Annotated in this window: 15 protein-coding genes; 5 read left to right on the top strand and 10 right to left on the bottom strand. The window is 66.9% G+C overall.

All coding sequences use genetic code 11. The annotated features are described in order from the left end of the window. Positions 1-87: 87 nt before the first annotated feature. From ACE3RX_RS07870 to ACE3RX_RS07855, 4 genes are all read right to left on the bottom strand, one after another. Positions 88-1,230, bottom strand: a complete 1,143-nt coding sequence (locus ACE3RX_RS07870) for an FAD-dependent monooxygenase (protein WP_374482061.1) — start codon at positions 1,228-1,230, stop codon at positions 88-90. Position 1,231: 1 nt separating this feature from the next. Further along, positions 1,232-2,548: a Xaa-Pro aminopeptidase gene (gene pepP / locus ACE3RX_RS07865; protein WP_374482059.1), complete on the bottom strand. Its 1,317-nt coding sequence runs from the start codon at positions 2,546-2,548 to the stop codon at positions 1,232-1,234. 72 nt (positions 2,549-2,620) lie between these two features. Beyond that, on the bottom strand, positions 2,621-3,313 hold the full coding sequence (murU, locus tag ACE3RX_RS07860; protein WP_374482104.1) for an N-acetylmuramate alpha-1-phosphate uridylyltransferase MurU: 693 nt from the start codon (positions 3,311-3,313) through the stop codon (positions 2,621-2,623). Positions 3,314-3,332: 19 nt separating this feature from the next. Next, positions 3,333-4,331: an aminoglycoside phosphotransferase family protein gene (locus tag ACE3RX_RS07855; RefSeq protein ID WP_374482057.1), complete on the bottom strand. Its 999-nt coding sequence runs from the start codon at positions 4,329-4,331 to the stop codon at positions 3,333-3,335. A gap of 81 nt (positions 4,332-4,412) precedes the next feature. Between ACE3RX_RS07855 and ACE3RX_RS07850 the strand changes: the two genes are divergently transcribed. The 5 genes from ACE3RX_RS07850 (at position 4,413) to rsmA (ending at position 10,990) form a co-directional block, all read left to right on the top strand. After that, positions 4,413-6,905, top strand: coding sequence for an LPS-assembly protein LptD (locus tag ACE3RX_RS07850; protein ID WP_374482055.1), 2,493 nt, complete (start codon positions 4,413-4,415; stop codon positions 6,903-6,905). Between the two features lie 17 nt (positions 6,906-6,922). After that, a complete protein-coding gene (locus ACE3RX_RS07845) occupies positions 6,923-8,221 on the top strand; it encodes a peptidylprolyl isomerase (protein WP_374482053.1) in 1,299 nt (432 codons plus the stop codon). Positions 8,222-8,313: 92 nt separating this feature from the next. Then, positions 8,314-9,303, top strand: a complete 990-nt coding sequence (pdxA, locus tag ACE3RX_RS07840) for a 4-hydroxythreonine-4-phosphate dehydrogenase PdxA (RefSeq protein ID WP_374482051.1) — start codon at positions 8,314-8,316, stop codon at positions 9,301-9,303. After that, complete coding sequence (locus ACE3RX_RS07835) at positions 9,300-10,196, top strand: patatin-like phospholipase family protein (RefSeq protein ID WP_374482049.1); 897 nt, start codon at positions 9,300-9,302, stop codon at positions 10,194-10,196. The genes pdxA and ACE3RX_RS07835 overlap by 4 nt, the downstream gene beginning before the upstream one ends. Next, positions 10,193-10,990 carry a 16S rRNA (adenine(1518)-N(6)/adenine(1519)-N(6))-dimethyltransferase RsmA gene (gene rsmA / locus ACE3RX_RS07830; protein WP_374482047.1) on the top strand — a complete coding sequence of 266 codons (798 nt, stop codon included), beginning with the start codon at positions 10,193-10,195 and terminating at the stop codon, positions 10,988-10,990. Before ACE3RX_RS07835 ends, rsmA begins: the two co-directional genes overlap by 4 nt. Positions 10,991-11,057: 67 nt before the next feature. Here rsmA and ACE3RX_RS07825 read toward each other — a convergent pair whose 3' ends face one another. The 6 genes from ACE3RX_RS07825 to ACE3RX_RS07800 all read right to left on the bottom strand — a co-directional run. Beyond that, on the bottom strand, positions 11,058-11,249 hold the full coding sequence (locus ACE3RX_RS07825; protein ID WP_374482045.1) for a DUF2892 domain-containing protein: 192 nt from the start codon (positions 11,247-11,249) through the stop codon (positions 11,058-11,060). Positions 11,250-11,341: 92 nt separating this feature from the next. Next, positions 11,342-12,001 (bottom strand): Crp/Fnr family transcriptional regulator, encoded by a 660-nt coding sequence (locus ACE3RX_RS07820; protein ID WP_374482043.1) that lies wholly within the window; start codon positions 11,999-12,001, stop codon positions 11,342-11,344. Beyond that, a complete protein-coding gene (gene xth, locus ACE3RX_RS07815; RefSeq protein WP_374482041.1) occupies positions 11,998-12,756 on the bottom strand; it encodes an exodeoxyribonuclease III in 759 nt (252 codons plus the stop codon). Before xth ends, ACE3RX_RS07820 begins: the two co-directional genes overlap by 4 nt. Positions 12,757-12,822: 66 nt before the next feature. Beyond that, positions 12,823-13,185, bottom strand: a complete 363-nt coding sequence (locus ACE3RX_RS07810) for a NifB/NifX family molybdenum-iron cluster-binding protein (protein ID WP_374482039.1) — start codon at positions 13,183-13,185, stop codon at positions 12,823-12,825. Between the two features lie 85 nt (positions 13,186-13,270). After that, on the bottom strand, positions 13,271-13,957 hold the full coding sequence (locus ACE3RX_RS07805; protein ID WP_374482037.1) for an outer membrane beta-barrel protein: 687 nt from the start codon (positions 13,955-13,957) through the stop codon (positions 13,271-13,273). Positions 13,958-13,970: 13 nt separating this feature from the next. Next, on the bottom strand, positions 13,971-15,829 hold a 1,859-nt coding region (locus ACE3RX_RS07800; RefSeq protein ID WP_374482035.1), incomplete at its 5' end, for a choice-of-anchor U domain-containing protein.

The raw sequence follows: 15,829 nt of genomic DNA, 5'->3' as shown, positions 1-15,829 counted from the left end.
GTGCCGGGTGGCACGCAGGGGGCGGATTCTACGGGGTTTGCGGCGCTGCGGCGACGGCCATTTTCACGCTCGCGGAAGGGTTTTCGGTCAGGGCCAGGCGCGGGCCCCGAACATCATCCGCTTGGCGACGAAATGGCGGGCGGGCGGCAGCAGGTCGAGGGCGAACAGGCCGGCGCCACGGGCGTGCTTGAGGGGGCCGAAGGAGCTACTGAACAGGCGCACAAGGGTATCGGTGAAGCGGATCGTGCCGGTCCGGTCGAGCCGGCGGGCGTTGGCGTAGGCGGCCAGGGTGTCCGCTGCGCCCGGGTCGCCGCCGGCGCGGATCAGGGTCTGGGCGCAGGCCCAGACATCGCGCAAGGCCAGGTTATAGCCTTGGCCGGCGACCGGGTGGAGGGTTTGGGCGGCGTTGCCCAGCCATACGGTGCGCCGCCCGATGGGTTCTTGGCGATAGCGAAGCACCAGTGGGTAGCGGGCGCGCTGGCCCACGGCGGCAAAGCGCAGGCGCTGGCCGAAGTGTTCCTGCAGGCGAGCGAGGTAGGCGTCGTCGTCGAGGGCGAGCAGGGCATCCGCGTCGGCCGGTGCAGCGGTATGCACGATGGCGCAGTCCTGGCCGCAGGGCAGCACGGCCAACGGGCCTTGTGGCGTGAAACGCTCCCAGGCGCGGCCGTGGTGGGGCGTGGCCGGGGTGGCGACGCTGATCACTGCGTGCTGGCCGTAGTCCCGCTCGACGAGGGGACTTTCCTCGTCGCTGACGATGCTGCCTTCGGCGCAGGCGGCCAGGCGAGCGGACAGGTTGTGGCCGTCGGCGAGGTTGATCAGCACGTCTTCGGCGCCGGGCACCAGGCGGCTGACCGTCGTGTGTTCGTGCAGCGGAATGCCGGCCGCCAGCAGCGCGTCGTCCAGTGCGGCCGCCAGCGCGCCGGCGGCGACCACGTAGCCGAGGGCCGGCTGGCCGTATTCCTCGGCCTGCAGCAGGCTGCGGCCGAGGCCGCCCTGGTGGGACACGTGGATGCTCTCGATGGCGGTGGCCGGCAGGCGGTTCCACACCCCGAGGCGTTCAAGGGTCAGGCGGGTGCCGTGGGACAGGGCCAGGATGCGCGGGTCGTCGCGGGCGGCGCCGCGGGGGCGGGCATCCACCAGCAGCATGTCGAGGCCGGCATCCTTGAGGGCGAGGGCCAGTGCCATGCCCACCGGGCCGGCGCCGACGATGACGAGGTCGTGGCGGGTCATCTCAGCCCTCGGCCATCACGGCTTCGATATCGGCGACGCTCTTCGGCGTGGCGGCGGTGATGATCTCGCAGCCCGTGTCGGTGACCAGCGCGTCGTCCTCGATGCGGATGCCGATGTTCCAGAAGGCTTCCGGTACGCCATCAGCGGGGCGGATGTAGCAGCCGGGCTCGACGGTCAGTACGTTGCCGGCGACCAGCGGGCGCCATTCGCCGGCCAGCTTGTATTCGCCGGCGTCGTGGACGTCAAGGCCGAGCCAGTGGCCGGTGCGGTGCATGTAGAACTGCCGGTAGCTGCCCGATTCGAGCACGCCGTCCAGTGTGCCGGTGAGCAGGCCCAAATCGATGAAGCCCTGGGCGAGCACGCGGGTGGCGGCGTCGTGCGGGTCGTTCCAGCCGGCGCCGGGGCGGATTGCCTCGATGGCGGCGGCTTGGGAGGCCAGCACCAGTTCGTAGGCGGCCTTCTGCGGGCCGCTGAAGCGGCCGCTGACCGGGAAGCTGCGGGTGATGTCCGAGGCGTAGCCGTCGAGTTCGCAGCCGGCGTCGATCAGCAGCAGGTCGCCGTCCTTGAGCTGGCTGTCGTTTTCCACGTAGTGCAGCACGCAGGCATTGGCGCCGCCGGCGACGATGGAGCCGTAGGCGGGAGCCTGGCTGCCATGGCGGCGGAATTCGTGAAGGAGTTCGGCTTCGACCTCATATTCCCAGGCGCCGGGGCGGGTGGCGCGCATCGCGCGGCGATGGGCGCCGGCGGAAATCTCGGCGGCGCGGCGCATGGTGGCGAGTTCGGAGGCATCCTTGACGAGGCGCATCTCGTCGATCAGGCCACGCACGTCGCGGATCTGGCCGGGGGCGTGGCAGCCGGTCCGGGCCTGGGCGCGCACGCGGTTGAGGGCGTCGGCAATGCGGCTGTCCCAGGCCGGCTCGTAGCCCACCGAATGGAAGATGGCCGGCTGGTTGGCGAACAGCGTGGCGAGCTGTTCGTCCAGCGCGGCGACCGGATGGGTCTCGTCAAAACCAAAGGTTTCCCGCGCCGCCTCGGGGCCAAAGCGGTAGCCGTCCCAGATCTCCCTTTCCATGTCCTTGCTGCGGCAGAACAGGATGCTGCGCGGCGTGTCGCCGGCCACCAGAACGAGCACTGCCTCGGGTTCGCGGAAGCCGGTGAGGTAGTAAAAGTAGCTGTCGAAACGGTAGCCGTAGTGGGTGTCCCGGTTGCGGATGCGTTCTGGCGCAGTGGGAATGACGGCGACGCCGCCGCCGGCGGCCTGCATGGTCTGCAGCAGGCGGGCACGGCGGGCCTGGAAGGGGGAAATGTCGAGGGGCATGGCGATGTCCGGTGGCTGGATTCTGGATTGACCGTAGGGTGGCTGCTTTGTTGCGAGCTTACGGCAATCCCGTCAGGGCGTGCAGGGACGGGCTTCGCCTAGGCGGGCGTCGAGCTCGCGCAGGCGTTCCGGCGTACCCACGTCCACCCAGTCGCCGATCAGCCGGCTGCCGGCGACGTGCCTGCCGGCCATCGCGTTGCGCAGCAGCGGCGCCAGCTTGGCGGGGCTGCTGCCGTCAACGCCGATGAACAGGGCCGGGTGGTAGGCGCCGAGGCCGGAGAAGGTCAGGCGGTTGTCGCCGTCGTCGTGGACCAGGCCGTCCGGGCACAGGGCGAAGTCGCCCTGCGGATGCTGGGGCGGGTTGGCGACCAACAACAGGTGTGCCTGCGTGCCGCCGGGGCTCAAGGTGTCCGCGGCGCGGCGCAGGCCGGCCAGGTCGGCATCGCAGAAGACGTCGCCGTTCACCACCAGGAAGGGCGCGTTGCCGAGCAGCGGCAGCGCGCGGGCGATGCCGCCGGCGGTTTCCAGTGCAGTTTCTTCTGCCGAGTAACGGATGTGCACGCCGAAGCGCGATCCGTCGCCGAGGGCCTCTTCGATCATCCGGCCCAGGTGGGCATGGTTGATCACCAGATCGCGGATGCCCGCCGCAGCCAGGCGTTCGATGTGCCACACGATCAGCGGCTTGCCGCCTACTTCCAGCAGGGGCTTGGGGCAGCTGTCGGTGAGCGGGCGCATGCGTTCGCCGCGGCCGGCGGCGAGGATCATCGCTTTCATCGTCGTGGGCTCAGAACGAGTAACCGACTTCGGTGATGGTCGGGTCGGTCTGTTCCAGGATGCGCAGCAGCGGCTTGAGTTCGCCGTAGCGTTCGCAGGTCTTGCGCAGGTAATGCAGGACCAGCGGCATGTCCTTCAGGTAGCCGTCCTTGCCATCCCGGTGATACAGGCGGGCGAAGATGCCGAGCACCTTGATGTGGCGCTGGACGCCCATGTATTCGTAGTCCCGGTGGAAGTCGGCGAAATCTTCGCGCACCGGCAGGCCGAGGCTGCGGGCGGTTTCCCAGTAGCGGGCCAGCAGGTCGAGGGTGAAGTCTTCGTCCCAGTGAACGTAGGCGTCTTTGAGCAGGGAGGCCAAGTCGTAGGTCAGCGGGCCATACACCGCATCCTGGAAGTCGAGTACGCCGGGGTTGGGCGTGGACTGCATCAGGTTGCGGCTGTGGTAGTCGCGGTGCACGTAAACCTTGGGCTCCGCCAGGTTTACGTCGAGAACGCGGTCGAAGACGTCGTAGAGCTGCTGGGCCTGCTTGTCGGTGAGGGTGATGCCCTTGTGGCGCGACACGTACCACACCGGAAAGAGCTCCATCTCCCGTTGCAGCAGTTCACGGTCGTACTCGGGCAGCACGCCGGGCTTGCTCGAGAGCTGGATGCTCATCAGCGCGCCGAGGGCTTCCGCGTACAGGTTGTGGGCGTTGTCTTTGGTCAGCGCCTGCAGGTAGGTGGTGCTGCCCAGATCGGACAGCAGCAGGAAGCCCTGCTCGAGATCATGCTTGATGATCTGCGGTACATGCACGCCGGCGGCGCCGAACAGTTCGGCAACCTTGATGTAGGGGCGGCAGTCCTCGTGGCTGGGCGGCGCGTCCATGACGATCAGCGATACCGGATCGTCGGCGAATGTCAGCCGGAAATAGCGCCGGAAGCTGGCGTCGGCGCTGGCCGGGGCGAGTTCGAAGGCGCGGCCGGGAAATTCGGCGGCGATCCAGGCCTGGAGTTGTTGGCGTCGTTCCACGGGAGTCGAAGAAGTGTTCGTGTAAAATCCGGCAGTTTATCAAACCATGCGGTCGGCTCGCCGGCTGGTTCCTGCTCCGGGATGAAACCACGTACGCAGTTGCGCTTCCTGTCCATCGCCCTCTTCGCCCTGTGGGGGCGGGCCGGCGCCGAGGATCTTCCGCCCTTCGTGGTGTCGCCGTCGCTGCTCGGCAAGCCGGCCACGGTCCGGCCCGCCGCTGCTGCGCAGCCGGCATCACGCGCACCGGCCGCCGCAGCGCCGTCCAAGCCGGTTGGCGTAACGCCGGCGACCGCGCCGCCCGTTAAGAAGACCGTCCCACCCGCGGGGCGCAAGGGGGCTACGGTCCAGCCCGTCGCGGGCGCGGCGGCGCTGCCGCCGCACACCACGGTGATCGACGGCGACCGGGTGACAGGTCGTCAGGATCTCGATGCGGTTGCCGAAGGCTCCGCCGTACTGACTCGCGACAACACCCGCATCGAAGCCGACAAGCTGCAGTATTTCGAGCTGACCGACGAGGTCGAGGCCACCGGCAATGTGCGCATCACCCGCGGCCAGGACGAGATGAGCGGCCCCCATGCGCGCATGAAGGTGCAGGAGCAGGTCGGGACTTTCGATTCGCCGAACTACTCGATCAGCCGTCCGCCGCGCGGCCCGCGCCCCGGCGAAACGCCGCTGCTGCCCGGCCAGGCCGTGCCGATGAGCCAGCAGCCGCTCACCGGCCATGGCTCGGCCGATTCCCTGCAACTGGAGGGCGAGAACCAGTTCCGCTTCTTCAACGCCACCTGGACCAGCTGCAAGCCCGACCGCCCCGACTGGTACGTCAAGGCCAAGGAGCTTGAGCTCGACTACGATCGCAGCGTCGGCGAGGCCCATAACGGGACGCTGATCTTCAAGGGGGTGCCGCTGGCCTACGTGCCGTGGGCCGACTTTCCCCTTGGCGACAGCCGCAAGTCCGGCCTCTTGTCGCCAACCTTCGGTACGTCGAACAAGGTCGGTTTCGATCTGACCATCCCGTATTACTTCAACTTGGCGCCGAACTACGACGACACGCTGACGACCCGCTACATGGGGCGGCGCGGCCTGCAGTTGCGCAACGAGGCCCGCTACATCACGCCGACCTACCGGGGTACGAACTACTTCGAGTGGATGCCCAACGATGAGGTGGAGGGGCGCAGCCGGATGGCCGGCCAGATCCGCCACAACCAGATCTTCGGCAACGGCTGGGCCGGCAACATCGACTTTTCCGCTGTATCCGATCCGCGCTACTTCATCGACCTGAGCTCGCGGCTGGCTTTGACTTCGCAGGTGAACCTGCTGCGCCAAGGCATGGTGAGCTACTCCGGCGGCGGCTGGTGGAATGCTACTGGCCTGCTGCAGGCCTACCAGACCCTGCAGGATCCCAATGGCGCGCCGGTGGCGGTGCCCTACAAGCGCCTGCCGCAACTGACCCTGACCGCCAACCGGCCGGAGCTGCCTGGCGGCACCACCTTCCAGATGGCCAGCGAGTACGTGGCCTTCAGCCATCCGACCCTCGACGAGGGCCGGCGGATGACGCTCTACCCGCAGCTGTCGCTGCCGATCCAGACCTCGGCGTTCTACATCACCCCGAAGGTCGGCGTGCACATGACGCGTTACGACCTCGACCGTCGCACCACCGTCGGTGAGAACACCGTCTCCCGCACGCTGCCGATCATGTCGGTGGACAGCGGCGTGACCTTCGAACGGGATACCAGCTTCGCCGGCCGTGACTACGTGCAGACCCTCGAGCCGCGGGTGTATTACCTCTACGTGCCGTATCGCGACCAGTCGATGATCCCGAACTTCGATTCGGGCTCCTACGACTTCAACTTCGCGCAGCTCTTCGCCGAAAACGTCTACACCGGTGGCGACCGCATCTCCAACGCCAATCAGCTCACCACCGCCGTCCAGTCCCGCCTGATCGACCCTGCCACCGGCGCCGAGACGGTGCGTGCCTTGCTCGGCCAGCGCTACTACATGGACGATCAGCGGGTTGTGTTGCCCGGTGGTACGCCGCGTACCGGCGGGCGTGCCGACCTGCTGGGCGCCTTCGGCATCAACCTGGCGTCGAAGACCCAGCTCGACACCACCTGGCAGTACAACCCGCGTGAAAACTGGACCGAGAGATTCAATTTCGGTCTGCGCTACCAGCCCAGCTATGCCCACTCTGTCGGCGTGAGCTGGCGCTATCGGCGCAACTACTCCACCGATGACGCCAACCCCGATGGTTTCCGCGACCTGGACATCACCGGCCAGTGGCCGCTGTGGGGCAACTGGTACGGGGTGGCGCGCTACAACCGCAACCTGCGTGACCACCGCCTCAACCAGGGGGTTGCTGGCGTCGAGTACAACGCCGGTTGCTGGGTCTTCCGTGGTGTCGTGCAGCAGCTGACCACCAGCGTGAACGACGTGACCCGCGCCTTCTTCTTCCAGCTCGATTTCAACGGTGCCGGCAGCCTCGGCTCCAGCCCGATCAACGTGCTTCGCCGTAGCATCCCCGGATATGGGAAGATCAACGACGGCTCCAACCCCTTCTACAGTGAAGACGACTTCTGAAAGATCGTCCCGCCCCCATGAAACTGATCGTCTCCCTGCTTGCCGCCTACCTGGTCACCCAGTCCGCCTTCGCCGCCAACGGGCCGGTGGAAGTGGACCGCATCGTGGCCGTCGTGAATAGCGAAGTCATCACCCTGTCCGACCTGCGCCAGCGGGTCGAGCAGGTCACCCGCCAGTTGTCCCGCCAGGGCACGACCCTGCCGCCCGCCGACGTGCTCCAGAAACAGGTACTCGAGCGCCAGATCATGGAGCGGCTGCAGATCCAGCTGGCCAACGAAACCTCCCTGCGCGTGGATGACGTGACCCTCGACCGGGCCATCGGCCGGATCGCCGACAACAACAAGCTGTCGATGACCGACTTCCGCAAGGCCCTCGAAAAGGATGGCCTGTCCTGGGACCGCTTCCGCGAGGAGATCCGCAACGAGATCCTGATCAGCCGCGTGCGCGAGCGCGAGGTGGAAAGCCGCATCGTGATTTCCGATGCCGAGGTGAACAATTTCCTGGCCCACCCGGAGAACGTGCTTGGCCAGCAGGAGTTCAACCTGTCCCACATCCTGATCCGTACCCCCGAAGGCGCAACGCCGGAACAACTGGCTCGTGTGCGTGCCCGCGCCGAGGACGTGGCTGCCCGTATTGCCCGGGGTGAACCCTTCGACAAGCTGGCGGCCAGCTTCTCCGATGCACCGGATGCCCTGTCCGGCGGCAATCTCGGCTGGCGCAGCGCGGAGCGTTTGCCCAGCATCTTCGCCGAAGCGGTGGCAAGTCTGAAGCCCGGCGATACCACCCCGATCCTACGCAGCGCGGCCGGTTTTCACATCGTGCGCCTGCTCGATCGTCGTGGCGGCAATGAAGCCGCAGCGCCGACCCGGGTGCAGCAGACCCACGCCCGCCACATCCTGATCAAGACCAGTGAAGTGGTGTCCGATACGGAAGCCCGCCGCCGTCTGGTCGAGCTGCGCGAGCGGGTGGTCCAGGGGGGGGCCAGCTTTGCCGAACTGGCCAAGGTCCATTCCGCTGATCTGTCCGCCTCCAAGGGCGGCGATCTGGGCTGGATCTACCCGGGTGACACCGTGCCGGAATTCGAGCAGGCGATGGACGCTCTCAAACCGGGCGAGATCAGCCAGCCGATCCAGTCGCCCTTCGGCTGGCATCTGATCCAGGTCGAGGAGCGCCGCATGCAGGACGTCTCCGAAGACCGCAAACGCGCCGCCGCCCGCAACGCCCTGCGCGAGCGCAAGATGGACGAGGCCTATCAGGATTGGCTGCGCCAGCTGCGCGACCGGGCCTACGTGGAATACCGCACGGAAGACAAATAAAGCGGGAACGCGTGCGTCGGATGGCAGTCTGACGCGCGTATAGTTTTCTCTCCAGCCCCCTCGTGGGGCTTTTCCCATTTTTCTCTCCTCAGATGTCTTCTCAGCTTCCCGTCCTTGCCATCACCAGCGGCGAGCCCGCCGGGATCGGCCCCGACCTGTGTGCGGCGCTGCCGCGCCGTGAATGGCCCGCCCGCCTCGTCGTGCTGGGTGATCGCGACATGATCGCGGCGCGCATCCACGCCGTAGAACCGTCCCTCGACATCATCGACTACCGACCGGACGGCGAGTCCCGCGCCGGTGCGCTGGAAGTCCTGCATGTGCCGCTGGCGATGCCGGCCAGCCCTGGCTGCCTCGATGCGGTCAATGCCCGTTACGTGCTGGCAGTGCTCGACCGGGCCATCGACGGCTGCAAGTCCGGCGAGTTCGCCGGGATGGTTACTGCGCCGGTGCACAAGGGCATCATCTGCGAGGCCGGCGTGCCGTTCTCGGGCCATACCGAATACCTGGCCGAAGCCACCGCTACGCCGCTGGTGGTGATGATGCTGGTCGGCGGCGGTCTGCGCGTGGCGCTGGCGACGACGCACCTGCCGCTGAAGGACGTGCCGGCGGCGATCACCCGTCCGCTGCTCACCGACACCCTGCGTATCCTGCACAAGGATTTGCACGAGCGCTTCGGCCTGGCGTCGCCGCGCATCCTGGTCGCCGGCCTCAATCCCCACGCGGGTGAGGGGGGACACATGGGCACCGAGGAGATCGAGGTCATCACGCCGGTGCTGGACGCCCTGCGGGCCGAAGGCATGCAACTCGTCGGCCCGCTGCCGGCCGACACCCTGTTCGTGCCGCACACCTTGGCGCAGGGGGACGCGGTGCTGGCCATGTACCACGACCAGGGCCTGCCGGTGCTCAAGCACGCCAGCTTCGGCGGGGGTGTCAACGTGACCCTCGGCCTGCCGATCATCCGAACCTCCGTCGATCACGGTACCGCGCTGGACCTGGCTGGTACCGGCCGTGCCGAGCCCGGCAGCCTGTTCGCCGCCGTCGAGCTGGCCATCCAGATGGCCAAGGGGCGGAGCCAGGCATGAATACCCGTCGACGTTTGCTGCTCGGCGCTGCCTCTGCGCTGGGCCTGGCCGCCTGTGGCGGCCTGCCGCAGAAGGGCGCCGAAGCGCCGGCCCGCCCATTGACAGCCCGCAAGCCGAAGATCGCGCTGGCCCTCGGCGGCGGCGCCGCGCGCGGCTTCGCGCACATCGGGGTGATCAAGGCCCTCGAGACCAACGGCATCGTGCCGGACTTCGTGGTCGGCACCAGCGCCGGCTCGGTGGTCGGCGCGCTCTACGCAGCCGGCCATGGTCCGTTCGAACTGCAGCGCCTGGCGATCCAGCTGGATGAGTCGGCGATCACTGACTGGAGCCTGTTCGACCGTGGCGTGATCAAGGGCGAAGCCCTCGAGCGTTTCATCAACAGCAACGTGGGCAACAAGCCCATCGAAGGGCTCAAGCGGCGCTTCGCGGCGGTGGCCACCGACCTGCAGAGCGGCGAGCCGATCGTCTTCCAGCGCGGCAACACCGGCACCGCGGTGCGCGCGTCAGCGTCCATTCCCGGCGTCTTTCCACCGGTGCTGGTGAGCGGCCGCGAGTACGTGGACGGCGGCCTGGTGGCGCCGATCCCGGTGCGCGAGGCGCGAAGCCTCGGCGCCGACATCGTCATCGCCGTGGATATTTCCGGCCGCCAGAGCGGCAAAAAAAACCAGGGCACGGCGGACGTGCTGCTTGACACCATCTCCATCATGGGCGGCGCCCTCGGCAAGGTCGAACTGGCTGGTGCGGACGTGATCATCCGCCCAGAGCTGCGCGGTGTGCCGGCCACCAACTTCCAGCAGCGCCACGAGGCGATCCTGGCCGGCGAGCAGGCCGGCTTCTCGGCAGTGGCACGCATCAAGGACGCGCTGGCCGCGTGGGAAAGGAAACACGGATGAGCGAACAACATCAGGCGCGCAAGCGCTTCGGCCAGAACTTCCTGTCCGACCCGAACATCATCCGCAAGATCATCGAGGCGATCCGCCCGGTGGAGGGCGACCGCATGGTCGAGATCGGCCCCGGCCTCGGTGCGATGACCGAGCCGCTGATGGACCGCCTTGGTCACCTGCATGTGGTCGAGATCGACCGTGATCTGATCGCCCGCCTCAAAACGAACCACTCGCCGGAGCGCCTGACGATCCATGAGGGCGACGCCCTCAAGTTCGATTTCGGCAGCCTGGTGGCTGACGGTGCGCCGCTGCGGGTGGTGGGCAACCTGCCCTACAACATCTCCACGCCAATCCTGTTCCACCTGGCCGAGTATGCCGACAAGGTGAAGGACATGACCTTCATGCTGCAGAAGGAGGTGGTGATGCGCATGGTCGGCGAGCCGGGCACCGAGGAATACGGGCGTCTGTCGGTGATGCTGCAGTACCGCTTCAACATGGGGCGGGTGTTCGACGTGCCGCCGGGTGCCTTCCGCCCGGCGCCGAAGGTGATGTCGAGCATCGTGCGCATGGTGCCGCGGCCGGCGGCGGAGTGCACTGCGGCCGACTATGACCTGCTCGGCAAGATCGTCACCGCCGCCTTCGGCCAGCGCCGCAAGACCTTGCGCAACACGCTGCGCGATTACCTCGGCGAAGCCGACTACACCGCCCTCGGCATCGATCCCGGCCTGCGGGGTGAGAGGCTTGGCGTGGACGAATTTGTGCGCATCGCCAACCACGTGGCGGCACGGGGGCCGCTGGCCTGAAACCAGTGGGCCGATCTGTGGGGGCGAATTCATTCGCCCCCACGGGAGGCCGCCCGAGGGCTGTGCTTCAGTCCTTTTTCAGCGGGCAGGTGCTGATGCCCAGCAGCGGGTAGGCCGGGCAGAAGCCGAAGAGGCCGGTAGCCAGCGGCACCGCACCGATCCAGGCCCAGACCGGGCCACCCAATGCGGCCCAGGCGAGCAGCGCAACACCGCCGCCGATACGCAATACCCGGTCGATTCCGCCTACGTTGCTTTTCATGATCGCCTCCTTGGCAATGAGTCAGGTGGGCGTATTTCAGCAGCTGGCGGTGAGCGGCGTCTGTAACCTTGGTTACAGAGCTGGCTGATGCCTCAGACTCCGGCCAAGCGGCGCAGCCCCGCCGGGTCGAGGATATCCACCTGTTCCCGCGCCAGTGCCACCAACCCCTGTTCTGCAAAGCCCTTCAGCAGGCGGCTGACGATCTCCCGCACGCTGCCCAGCTCGTCGGCGAGCTGCTGGTGGGTGACGTGCAGGCGCGGCCCCTTGCCGAGCAGCAGCGCAGCAAGGCGCTGGTCGAGCTTGCGGAAGGCGACCTCCTCGATCAGCTGCATCAGGTCCGCGATGCGCTCGGAGAACAGGGTGAACACGAAGTCCCGGAACGCCGCCTCGCCGAGCAGGGCCTGGAAGTCAGCCTTTGGCAGGAGCAGCAGGCGCGTCTCGACCTCCGCGATGCCGCGGGCGTTGTAGGGCGCGTGGCCGAGCAGGCAGGCCGAGGAGATGATGCAGGTCTCGCCCGGCGTGACCCGGTACAGCGGCAGTTCCCGCCCGTTGGGGGCGGCCTTGACCACGCGCAGGCCGCCGGACAGTACGAAGGGAAAGCCCTGGCAGGCCTGCAGTTCGTCGAAGACGACGGCCCCCGCCGGCACGCTGAGCACCTTGGCGTGCTGCTGCAGGCGTACGCGGGCGGCGGGCGGCAGCACCGCGAGCACTGGGTAAAGGGCGTTCAGCGCGCCGTCGGCGGCATCCGTCATGCCAGTTCGATGACTACCGGCGCGTGGTCGGACGGGCGCTCCAGCTTGCGCGGGGTTTTATCGACAGCGCAGGCGGTGCATTTTTCCACCAGCGGCTGGGACACCAGCAGGTGGTCGATGCGCAGACCGACGTTGCGGCGGAAGGCCATCATCCGGTAGTCCCACCAGGAGAAGCTCTTCTCGGGCTGCTCGAAGAGGCGGAAGGCGTCGGTGAGGCCGATGTCCAGCAGGGCCTTGAAGGCGTTCCGCTCCGGCACCGACACATGGATCTCGTCCTTCCAGTCCGGGTGGGCGTCCCGGTCTTCCGGCGCGATGTTGTAGTCGCCGCCCAGCACCAGCTGCGGTGTGATTTGCAGCTCGGCCTTCAGCCAGGCGGTCAGCGCCTCCAGCCAGGCCAGTTTGTAGACGAATTTCTCTGAGCCGACCGCCTGCCCGTTGGGGAAGTAGCCGCAGACGATGCGGACCCCGTCGAGGGTGCCGGCGATGATGCGCTTCTGCTCATCCGGGAAACCGGGGATGTCCAGCGTGACATTTTCCAGCGGCTTGCGCGTGAGGATGGCCACGCCGTTGTAGGTCTTCTGGCCATTAAAGACGGCCTGGTAGCCGGCGGCCTCGATGTCGGCCAGCGGAAAGGCCTTGTTCTCGCACTTGAGCTCCTGCAGGCACAGGGCATCGGGCTGGTTTGCCGCGAGCCAATCGAGGACGTGGGGCAGGCGGACCTTGAGGGAATTGACGTTCCAGGTGGCGATCTTCATGCGTCGGCGTGTGGCGGTTGGGGCGGCCAATGATACCGCCCTGATGTGCCCGGCGCTTCTTCCTGTTCAGTTCCGATGTACGGCGTACCAGGCGAGCAGGGATTCTTCGGTGGCACCGTAGGCGAACTCGTCGGAGGCCTCGATGCCGGCGTCGTGCAGGCGCTTCTTGGGACCATCGCCGATCTTGGCGACGAGCAGGCCGGTGCAGTCGGCAAGGGCACGGATGATTACCTCGCGCTTGTCCTCGTCGCCGAAGCCGCCCTGGCAGTAGTGTTCGACTACGCGCTTTTCGACGAAGCGGATGCCGCTTTTGTCGACTTCGTACACGTGGAAGTCATCGGCATGGCCGAAGTGCAGGTCCACCTGGCCGTTGCCCTTGGTGGCGACGGCGACCTTGAGAATGCTGGCTTGGGCGGGAGTGTCGGTCATGGATGCCTCGCTGGATGTCGGAACACGCCCCGCGGGAGGCGGGGCGGCTGGGGGACTACCAAGCGAGGTACATGCCAGTCAGCGCTCAGGGAAAGACGTAGCGATAACCCAGGCCGATGATGCCGATCTGCTTGCGGTCATAGTCCACGCCTGGCGTGCTGCCTGAGTCCGGACTCGGCAGACCGAGGTGGGTGTATTGGATGAAGCCCTTGTGGGCGGCGGCGAAGTCGTACTCGAGACCGGCGCGCAATTGCCAGGCCAGGCCGTTTCCTGAGGATGCAGGGAAGCAGTGGCAGCCGGTGCTGAAACTGGCGCTCGGCAGTTTGGTCTTGCCGAAGCCGATGCCCGCGCCGAGGTAGCCGGAGACACTGTCGCTCAGGCGCTCGGTGCGGTAGGCGTTCAGCGTCAGAGCCTCGTAGTGGCCGGAGCCGCCTGCCGCCTCTTTCAACGGGCCCAGTTCGATTGACTGAAGATCGAAGCTGCCGCGCTGGTACTCGATCTCATAGCGGGCGTGCTCGGTCTGGCGGCCGAAGACGAGGCCGCCGTGCATGCCCTGATCCAGCCCCACCTTGCCCGGCAAGGTGACACCGGCGCCGAAAGAGACATCCGCGTTCCAGTTGTCGAGGTTGTTGCGGCCGGCTTGCAGCCCCAGATAGTAGTGAGGGCTAGGCTCGTCTGCAGCGGCGGCGATGCCGCAGAGTGCCATGCCGACAGCCAGGATGACTGGGCTGGCGGCAGGTTTGAAGCGTGTGCTCATCGTGGTGCGACTCAATTGCGGTTTCCGATCAGGCTAGAAAATGGGTGCCGAAGGCGGCGTTCAGGTCGGCGGCGGTGGCGGTCGTGCCATGGACGACCGCGGTGCCTACCAGGCTGACCTGGCTCAGGTATTGCTGTTCGACGGCTTCGATGAACTGGGCGTCGCTTGTCGAGGTATAGCTGCCGGACAGGGATTTCACCAGATTCTGGATGGTAGCGTCATTCTTGTTGGCTACGAGGTAGGCTTCGGCGTCGAAGGCGAAGGCGCTCGTCGTCGTGGTGTTGAACACGGCGCCGCGGTCCATGTAGCCCTTGCTGGCCAGGCCCAGGGATGCTGCCTCGGGCTGGGTGACCAGTTGCGTCAGACCCATGCCGTTCAGGTAGAGATGGAAGTCTTCGCCCGGGCCCTTGCCTGCGGCTGCGGCCGAGAAGCCCGCCAGGGTCTTGATCTGCTGGTAGCAGGCGTAGGGCATCGTGCCGCCATCGACGGTGAAGTACCAGTCGTTGGTGAAGGGGTTGTGGTTGGCTACTTGATGGACACCGCCCTGGGCACTATCCAGGCTGTCGAAACGCACGCCTTCGAAAACATTTGCGCTGCCCTTGGCCATCGTCGCGGCTTCCGAGACGCTAGTCGTGTAGAAACGGTCGCCGCTGGCCAGCCGGACGCTATAGACCGGCGTGGCCGCCGGTGCGGCGGGAGGCGGGCTGGAGATGAAGGCGAGCAGGCCCGGGTCGACGATCACGCCGTTGACGGTGCCGTCCTCGTCGCCGGCACCGCCGTCGGTCAGCGTGATGACGATCCGGTGGACCTTGCCGTCGCCGACCGTGTCCAACAGTGCCGCGCCATCCTGCGAGCCATCCAGCGCGGCGGGATTGGCGAAGTTGATCCACGCGCCAGTGACGGCGTTGTACTTCATGTAGGCATTGGCCGTGATGCCGGTGGGCAGGTCGATGACGACCTGGGTCTGCAAGCCTGCACGATCCGGCGCGATGTCAGTCAAGGCCGCGCCGGTCTGCGCCGTCACGGAGAAGTTGAACATGGCCGAGCCAGCCACCGTGTTGTCAGGCAGCGGGGCGGGGATGGCGCTGATGGACAGGTCGAGCAACTGGGCGCCTGCGTCGAGCTTGACCGGATTGCTTGTATGGATGCTGTCCACCGTACCCGCGATGATCGCGCCGAATGTGGAGGCCGGGGCGTTGATTCCGGCCTGGAAATCGGTGAGCGACAGTAGCGGCAATTGGGCGACGTTGTTCTGCTGCCAGTCGGGCGTCCCGTCCTTGTTGTAGTCGCCATTGTTTGCGGCGAGTTCGACGGAGGGCCTGATGCCGTCCCGGTCGGTTACCACTGTGACGGTGACCGGCGCGCTTACGACGACCTGGCCCGTCGCATCCAGAACCTGGGCCTGGAAGGTGTACTGCCCGTCATCGAGCTGCCCGGTTGTGACGTTGATGGTGCCCGCCTGAACATCCGCGGCGGTGACACTGGAACTGCCGATGACCTGCCCGCTGGGGTCCAGCAGGCGGGCCGAGCCGCCGGTGCTGAGATAGCTGCCACCGTTGAGGGTGAAATCCGGGGCCGTGATCATCGTGACGTTGTCCCGTACGCCGGTGTCGCTGGCCGGGTCCAGATCGGCACTGAAGGGCGGTGTCGGCTGGACAGGCGGCTCGGGTGTCGGGGGCGGGGGAGATGCGACGTCGTTGTCGGCGTTGGTGACGGCTACGGAACCAGTCTTGCCGCTGTAGTTGCTGTCGGTGGAACTGCTGGTGGCGGTCAGAGTGTAGGCGATGTTGCCGTCCACCAGCGTGTCGTCGACGCCGGTGACCGTGACGGTTTGCGCGGTGTTCCAGTTGGCCGCGGTGAAGGTCAGGGTGGTGGCGCTCAGGCTGC

Source organism: Zoogloea sp., assembly GCF_041914405.1.
In the GTDB taxonomy this organism is placed as follows: domain Bacteria; phylum Pseudomonadota; class Gammaproteobacteria; order Burkholderiales; family Rhodocyclaceae; genus Zoogloea.
The sequence above is the reverse complement of the archived record's forward strand: the minus strand, read 5'-3'. Positions and strand labels throughout refer to the sequence as shown.